This window comes from Acinetobacter sp. ANC 4216, assembly GCF_004331195.1.
Classification (GTDB): Bacteria; Pseudomonadota; Gammaproteobacteria; order Pseudomonadales; family Moraxellaceae; genus Acinetobacter; species Acinetobacter kookii.
The window spans coordinates 144,617-152,869 of the sequence record NZ_SJOC01000011.1 but is presented as its reverse complement, the minus strand read 5'-3'; the positions used below and the strand labels follow the sequence as shown (position 1 = coordinate 152,869).

General features: G+C 44.5%; 7 protein-coding genes. 4 read left to right on the top strand and 3 right to left on the bottom strand.

The window, feature by feature from the left end:
- The 3 genes from E0H88_RS10815 to rimI form a co-directional block, all read left to right on the top strand.
- Positions 1-339 (top strand): EF-Tu C-terminal domain-related protein (locus E0H88_RS10815; protein ID WP_502699729.1); only part of this gene is annotated, 339 nt, incomplete at its 5' end.
- Between the two features lie 306 nt (positions 340-645).
- Positions 646-1,527: a metal-dependent hydrolase gene (locus tag E0H88_RS10810; protein WP_131274163.1), complete on the top strand. Its 882-nt coding sequence runs from the start codon at positions 646-648 to the stop codon at positions 1,525-1,527.
- Positions 1,528-1,629: 102 nt separating this feature from the next.
- Positions 1,630-2,088, top strand: coding sequence for a ribosomal protein S18-alanine N-acetyltransferase (rimI, locus tag E0H88_RS10805; RefSeq protein WP_131274162.1), 459 nt, complete (start codon positions 1,630-1,632; stop codon positions 2,086-2,088).
- 11 nt (positions 2,089-2,099) lie between these two features.
- Here the strand turns inward: rimI and E0H88_RS10800 are convergent, their stop codons facing one another.
- The 3 genes from E0H88_RS10800 to trxB form a co-directional block, all read right to left on the bottom strand.
- Positions 2,100-2,915: an arginyltransferase gene (locus tag E0H88_RS10800; RefSeq protein WP_131274161.1), complete on the bottom strand. Its 816-nt coding sequence runs from the start codon at positions 2,913-2,915 to the stop codon at positions 2,100-2,102.
- A gap of 22 nt (positions 2,916-2,937) precedes the next feature.
- Entirely contained in the window at positions 2,938-3,669 is a 732-nt protein-coding gene (aat, locus tag E0H88_RS10795; RefSeq protein ID WP_131274160.1) for a leucyl/phenylalanyl-tRNA--protein transferase, read from the bottom strand.
- 113 nt (positions 3,670-3,782) lie between these two features.
- Positions 3,783-4,736, bottom strand: coding sequence for a thioredoxin-disulfide reductase (gene trxB, locus E0H88_RS10790; RefSeq protein WP_092819849.1), 954 nt, complete (start codon positions 4,734-4,736; stop codon positions 3,783-3,785).
- Between the two features lie 284 nt (positions 4,737-5,020).
- Between trxB and E0H88_RS10785 the strand changes: the two genes are divergently transcribed.
- Positions 5,021-8,122 (top strand): DNA translocase FtsK, encoded by a 3,102-nt coding sequence (locus E0H88_RS10785; protein WP_131274159.1) that lies wholly within the window; start codon positions 5,021-5,023, stop codon positions 8,120-8,122.
- Positions 8,123-8,253: the final 131 nt, after the last annotated feature.

Sequence of the window (8,253 nt, the reverse complement as noted above, 5' to 3'; positions counted from 1 at the left end):
AAACGTGAAGACGTTCAACGTGGTCAAGTATTGGCTAAGCCAGGTACAATCAAGCCGCACACTAAATTCGATGCAGAAGTATACGTACTTTCTAAAGAAGAAGGTGGTCGTCACACTCCATTCCTTAACGGTTACCGTCCACAGTTCTATTTCCGTACAACTGACGTAACTGGTGCAATCCAGTTAAAAGAAGGCGTTGAAATGGTTATGCCTGGTGACAACGTAGAAATGTCAGTAGAATTGATCCACCCAATCGCAATGGACCCAGGTCTACGTTTTGCGATCCGTGAAGGTGGTCGTACAGTTGGTGCTGGTGTTGTTGCTAAAGTAACTGCATAAGTATTAATTGTGTGAAAAAAAGCGTCCTTCTGGGACGCTTTTTTTTATTTTATTCATTCATTTTTTAAAATTCATCTTGTATAGCCTTGCCTTATCTCTTGCAGCAAAGAAGTGATTTGAGGCAGTGCCTTTTTTCCTGCGTCGAAAAAATAATTTCACTTATCATTATTTTTTCTCCTCATGTCCTAAACTGATATTTTCCTGACCTTATCTGCCCTTATAGCAAGTTTTTAAACACGTAATATAACAATCAAGAAAAACAAAAGTGAATTTAGCAATGTATTTGCTAGATAGGAGTAAAGCATCATGAATGCAAAGGTCAATATAAACAATCGTGCCGGTGCGAGTTTCCCCGTACGCCGCATGAACTTTGATTTTGAACAAGTTCCCGAATACTGGATGAATGGTTCAGCCGGGCTGACGCACTTTATGACAGCATTATCAGCTTTGTTTCCCGCTGGTGAAAAATTCTTTATCGACAGTGTTCGCGCTGTACGTCATCATCCTGCCTTAAAAGACAATATAGAATTACAAAAAGAAATCTCCGCCTTTATTGGTCAAGAAGCCATGCATACTCAGGAACATGTAGGCTTTAATGCATCAGCACAAAGATATGGGCATGATGTGGATACCTTAGATGGCTATACCGATAAAGTAATTCAGACTACACGTAAATTGATGGCGAAAATAGCTAAACCTGTGGGAATTACTCAGGAAATGATTGACCTGACTGCAACCACGGCACTTGAACATTTTACCGCGACCATTGCATCGCAGCTTTTAACCAATTCGCATATCCAGGAACTCATGACAGATGAAACCATGAAAACCATGTGGATGTGGCATGCGATTGAAGAAAATGAACATAAGGCCGTGGCATATGATGTATTTGAGGGAGTATTCGGTAAAGGCTTGAAGTCATATGCACTGCGTACCTCTTCATTGGTGATCGCCATGGCAACTTTATTTGTGGTACAAAGTTATTTCCTGGCGCGTCTTTTAAAGCAGGATCAACAGCTTAACTTTAATTCACTACGGGAAATTTATAGTTATGCCTATAGTCCATCAAAAGGCGTGATTAGCGGTATGGGTAAGGAAATGCTGTTGTATTTCAAACCGGGTTTCCATCCGAATGATCTGGACACTCATGCTTTGCTCGAAAAATGGAAAGCGAATTTAGGCTTTTAAGCGGAAACCACACAGAGCGATAATGATCGCTCTTTTTTTTACTCGATTTTTATCGCAAAGTTTTTATAATGCGAGGGTTAATTTTATATAAGAAGAACGAAGATGATTCGTTTGATGCAAGCTGCAGATGTATCCGCAGTGGCAAAGATTGAAAGATTGGTCCAAAGCCATCCCTGGACTGTTAAACAGTTTGAAGAAGCTGTAACGGGTTATCAGAGCACAGTGATTGAACAAGACGGTCAGGTGGTTGGATTCTGTATTTTACAGCCCGTGCTGGATGAAGCAAATTTGCTGTTAATGGCGATTGATCCATCTCAGCAGGGCAAAGGTCTGGGTTTTAAGCTGCTGGATGCATCACTTGCTATGCTAAAAAATAATCCCGTACAAATTTTTCTGGAAGTACGGGAATCTAATACTCCTGCAATCAAGTTGTATGAAAAAGCAGATTTTCATCAAATCGATTTACGCAAAAATTATTATCCCAATCCGGATGGATCAAAAGAGCATGCCATCATTATGGTAAAAGCATGCACCGATGATTTTGCAAGTTTGTTTAAATAGGAATGGCGGCATTACTTGATGATGGGGTTGTTCCAGCCGGAAGGTAATGTTGTCATGAGGGAGTTGCCCAATTGCTGAATTTCTTCCTGGTTGAGCAAGCGGTTTAAACGTCGCCATTGTCCATCAATCAACAGTTCCAACGGTACATATTGAGATTTGTAGTTCATTTTATCGGAGTGCGGAACCCAATAGCCGAGATAGACATAAGGCAAAGCCAAAGCTTTGGCATGTTCAATCTGCTTAAGTACGGCAAAAACACCCAGTGAACGACGGCTTTCATCAGGATCAAAGAAGGTATAGACCGCAGAAATTCCGTCATCTAGCGGATCGCAGCTGGAAACACTGAGCAGTTTGTCATCTTTCCAGAATTCGAGAAAGAAACTGTCTGTACAGCTATGCACTAAAAATTTTTCAAATTGATCCAGACTTGGCGGGAACATATCGCCATCGGCATGACGTTCATTGATGTAGCGTTCATAGAGTTGATAGTGAATGTTGGTCGCATCGGCGGCGCGGGTAATTTTAACCGTCAGATCCTGATTGCGTTTCCATGCCTTCTTTTGTGCATTGTTCATTTGAAAGTCGGAAACAGGTACGCGGCAAGATAAACATTGACGGCACAGGTGGCATTCAGGGCGATACACAAAATCGCCACTGCGACGAAACCCCAGACGTGAAAGTTCAGACAGGCTGACCACATCAATGCGATGAGCAGGATCTAAAAAGACCATCCGTGCCGATTTATTTTCCAGATAACTACAGCTATGCGGTGGCGTAATGTAATACTGTAAATCATTGAGCAGGGACTTTGGGTGATACGAGTTCATGGCAAGATCCCTCTTGTATTTTTCATTCAATTAATTTTGCGTTTTGCGCTATTGTTTTACTTGAAAATACACCCTCCTGATATTTTTTCCAATCAATAGCAGGCTGTTTTACAACATCTTGTAACGAATTAAGATACGCCTGGCGAGAAAGTGTACAGGCACCCAGGCTTAAAAGATGATCATTGACCAATTGACAGTCAATCCAGGGCAAATTGTTTTCCCGACCGATCAGCATTAAAGTATAAAACGCCATTTTTGAGACATCGGTTTGCGTGCTAAACATGGACTCGCCAAAACAGCCATGTCCAATGGTCACGCCATATAAACCGCCAACCACTCTATTTTCATCCCACACTTCAATGCTATAGCCATAGCCGGCTTCAAACAGCTCGCAATACCCCTCAATAATGTCTTCTGAAATCCAGCTGTCATCTGCATAGCTGCGCGGTAGGGCACAAGAACGGATGACCCGTTCAAAGGCCTGATTGACCGTGATTTGATAGTCAAACTTTTTCATGTTGCGAATTAAGGATTTACTGGGATGATAATCCTGCGGGCGGATAATGCAGCGTGGTTCGGGACTCCACCAGCAGATCGGTTCACCTTCAGAAAACCACGGAAACAGGCCGTGGGTGTAGGCTTCAAAAAGCGTAGAAGGGGAGAGGTCGGCACCTATGCAGATCAGTCCCTCGCCATCGGGATCAGCCTCGATGGGATCGGGAAAAATGAATTCTGAGGGGGCTAATGGATGCATGCGATTCAGCCTGAACGAAAAGGGTAATTGGCAATAAACACTTAAGATTTTTATCATACAAAAAAAAACCGCCCCAAGAGGACGGTTTTTTGAGTTGGATTGATTTATTTCAATCATTCACCCAAGGCATCAAGGTATTTTTCAGCATCCAGTGCAGCCATACAGCCTGAACCTGCTGAAGTAATCGCCTGGCGGTAAATACTGTCGGCAATATCGCCTGCAGCAAATACACCCGCTACAGAGGCAGCAGTGGCATTACCTGCAGTACCGCTTTGTACCTGGATATAACCGTCACGCAGGTTAAGTTGACCTTCAAACATGCTGCTATTCGGTTTGTGACCAATGGCAACAAACAAGCCCGTAACGTCTACATCCTGTTTAGAGCCATCTTGGGTAGACTGTAGGCGTACAGAAGTTACGCCGCTATTATCACCTAAGACTTCTTCCACCTGATGGTTCCAGATAATGCTGATTTTGCCTTCTTTTTCTTTAGCAAAAAGATGATCTTGAAGGATTTTTTCAGAACGCAATGAATCACGGCGATGAACCAGGGTTACATGTGAAGCAATATTCGATAGGTAAAGCGCTTCTTCTACAGCAGTGTTGCCACCACCGACCACCATCACTTTCTGGTTTTTATAGAAGAAACCATCACAGGTTGCACATGCGCTTACACCTTGACCCATGAATTTAGCTTCAGATTCAAGACCCAGATACTGAGCCGTTGCACCGGTTGCAATGATGAGGGCATCACAGGTGAACTCTTCCATGTCGCCTTTTAAAACGAACGGGCGAACGCTTAAATCCACTTCGTTGATATGGTCATAGACAATGTCGGTGCCAAAACGTTCGGCATGGGCTTGCATGCGTTCCATCAGGGCAGGGCCGGTCAGGCCTTCCGGATCACCCGGCCAGTTATCTACTTCAGTGGTTGTCGTGAGTTGTCCACCCAGTTGCAAGCCTGCAATCAGGGTAGGCTTCAAGTTTGCACGCGCTGCATAGACCGCTGCGCTATAGCCAGCAGGACCCGAACCTAAAATAATCAGTCTTGAGTGACGTGCGCTCATCCGCTGCATCCTTTTTTATTTAGAAATTTGTGGAATTATACGTGAAACTGTATAACAGTGGTGTGAGATTAAAGTCGATATTATTGATCATGCAAATCGATTTGAGCTATATAGAACAATAGTGCTGTGCTAGATATTCAATCTGGTATATTTCTAAGCAGCGGCCACTACATAATATTGCATCTTTTTTTGTGGAACAGGTGCATAATACGCGTTTATTGTGAAACTATTTTGTCTTAGTTTCTTACAAAAACATGAATGAAAAATTGGTTACAGGACAGTATATGACTGCGGTGTCGAGTGTTTATGCACAGCGCTTAATAAAGACATTATTTTTAGTCTCATTTGGAATTTATTTATTCCTTGCAACAGTGACCTATACGCCTTTTGATCCGGGCTGGATGCACATTTCCAGTGATACCCAGCAGGTGTCGAATGCCAGTGGGGTTGCCGGAGCGTGGATCGCAGATTTACTGTTCGGTTTTTTAGGCTGGGCAAGTCTGCTCATTCCAATTTTTCTGTTTGTTGAGGCAATTCAGGTCTGGTGGCCGTATAGCTTTTTGAATAAGCCTTTTCGCTATGCTGCACAGTTCTTTATTTTGCTGGCGACAGCAAGTTTGTTGTATCTGTATTGGCAGGTGCCGGCAGATACGCTGGACAATTCGTCGGGCGGTATCATTGGGTATGAATTGGGGCAAAGCCTTACCCAGATTCTAACCATTTATGGCGCAACCCTTTTCCTGCTACTGTTCTGGTTTGTGTTATTCACCTTTGCATTTGGGGTGAAGTGGAACAAAACCTGGGACACCCTCAGAGCAACCCCTGCCTATTTACAGGACTTATTTTATAAAAATGTGCCGGAAGCCGAATCTGCATTTGACCGGACAAATCCTGAAGTCAAAAAATCATTGCTAAATAATAAGCAAAAAACAGCCACAGAAAAAGTATCAGTAGTCGCCGAACATAAGGAAGTAGAACTATCCCCAATCGTTCGAGATCCGGCTGCAGAGCGCCTGTTTAATGACATGGTTGAAAGAGAGCAGTCTGCACAGCAACAGCTGATGGATGATGAAGACGAGGCAGAATTTGAACAGATTTTAGAAAAGGCCCATCGTTTGGAACAGAATACACAGCGTGTCGTGGCTACAGGTGAAGTCTGGCGTGCCTTACATTCCGATGACAACCAGAAACATAAACAGGATATTGATGCACTGTTAAAAGCGGCTGAAGAATCTGAGCCTCATACACCACATGACCATTTACAAGCCTTTGTTCATGAGCAACCTGTCGCCACAACTCCCCAGACCTCGAAGCAAAACCTGGATTGGGATGATGACGAAATCTTTGACGAATTGCTTGCCGCTGTGCCGGGTGGAAAAACGGCTACAGATGTACATACGCCATTTAATCCTGTAAATCCAGAACCCGCAGCAGTCATTCATGAAGAAAAGATGGTGGCGGCGGCCTCTGTGAATATTGCGGCGTCACCACAACTCAACAGTACGTCTAAAAATAGTGCATTGGATGACGAGTTTGATGAGCTGGATGATCTGCTGGTCGATGATTTACCGGTAGATAATTTACGGGTAGATAATTTACAGATAGATCACTTGGAGCCAGCGGCGCCTGTGGCACGTACTACGAGTAGTTATGCTCAATCCTCAGCCTTTGTACGTGCAGAAATCAATACTCAATTGCAGTCGCAATCCACCATTTCCGAAGATGAAAAGGCCTTGATTGCTTCCAACAAAGATGCCTTCCGTGAAGTTTGGCAAGAAACGGCTGGAAAACCTGTCGACGAGTTTGAATTGGATGAGGATGATTTTGATCTGGATGCGCCTTTAACCGATGCAATGGGCCGCCCGATGTCACGTGCCATGCAGGTGGCACAAAAACGTCGCGATTTGCCGCCTTTGCCGGGTCTGGAGCTGCTGGATGAAGTTGACCCTAACAAGAAGGTGAATTTCACTGCCGAGCAATTGGCCCGTTTATCTGAACTTCTGGAAATTAAACTGCAAGAGTTTAATGTAAAGGCCAAAGTGATAGAAGCACAGCCCGGTCCTGTGGTGACGCGTTTTGAGCTGGATTTGGCACCGGGGGTAAAAGCCTCTAAAGTGACCAATATTTCACGTGACTTGGCACGTTCGATGTCGATGGCCTCAGTACGTGTAGTCGAAGTCATTCCGGGTAAGCCTTATATCGGAATTGAAGTGCCGAACAGCAGCCGTGAAATGGTTCGTTTGATTGAACTGGTCAAAACACCAAAATTTGAAGATCCAAATGGCATTCTTTCCATGGCCATGGGCAAAGATATTTCGGGTAATCCCGTGATTACCGAACTGGGTAAGGCGCCGCATATGCTGGTTGCCGGTACGACGGGTTCTGGTAAATCGGTTGCGGTAAACTCGATGATTCTGTCGATGTTATTGAAGTACACGCCTGATCAGTTGCGTTTGATCCTGATTGACCCGAAACAGCTGGAACTGGCGAACTATAATGATATTCCGCATTTATTGACGCCGGTCGTGACCGACATGAAAGATGCGGTTAGCGCCTTAAACTGGTGTGTGAATGAAATGGAACGTCGCTATAAGCTGATGTCTTTTCTGAAGATCCGTAAGCTCAGCGACTATAACCGCAAAGTCGAAGAAGCGATTGCCAATGGCGAAGACCTGTTTGATCCAACCTGGAAAGCCAGCGAGTCAGTAGCAGGGGAACGTGCACCGCGTCTTACTCCATTGCCATCCATTGTGATTGTCGCGGACGAATTCGCCGATATGATCATGCAGGTGGGTAAAAAAGCTGAAGAGATGATTACTCGTTTGGCACAGAAATCTCGTGCTGCGGGAATTCACCTGTTGCTTGCAACGCAGCGTCCTTCGGTGGATGTGATCACCGGTTTGATTAAAGCCAATATTCCAACCCGCGTAGCACTGCGTGTGAACTCGAAAATTGACTCGCGGACCATTCTGGATGCGGGGGGGGCAGAGGACTTGCTGGGTCATGGTGACATGTTGTTCCTCGGCCCAGGCAAGATTGAACCTGAACGTGTGCACGGCGCCTTTATTGCCGATGACGAAGTGAACCGTATCTGTGATGCATGGCGGGAGCGTGGTGAACCAAATTACGTGGATGAGATTCTGACGCCTTATGATGAAGAACCTACTTCACGTGGTTTTGAAGAGGGTGATGGTGGTTCCGACCGTGATGCGCTTTATGACCAATGTGTATCCTTTGTGCTGGAAACCCGTAAGGCATCCACGTCTTCGTTACAGCGCAAGTTTAGCCTGGGTTATAACCGTGCTGCACGCATCATTGACCAGATGGAAGAAAATGGCATCGTCAGCGGTATGGGTGCCAACGGTAAACGTGATATTTTAATTTAAGTGTAAATATCTTCTAAAGGCCTGCAAATGCAGGCCTTTTTCTTGAGCACAATTGGAAGATATCAGGTAAATTAAGTGAATATTCATGAAAAACAAAAGTATCATGCAGCTCAGGAAAAGACTGAAATATT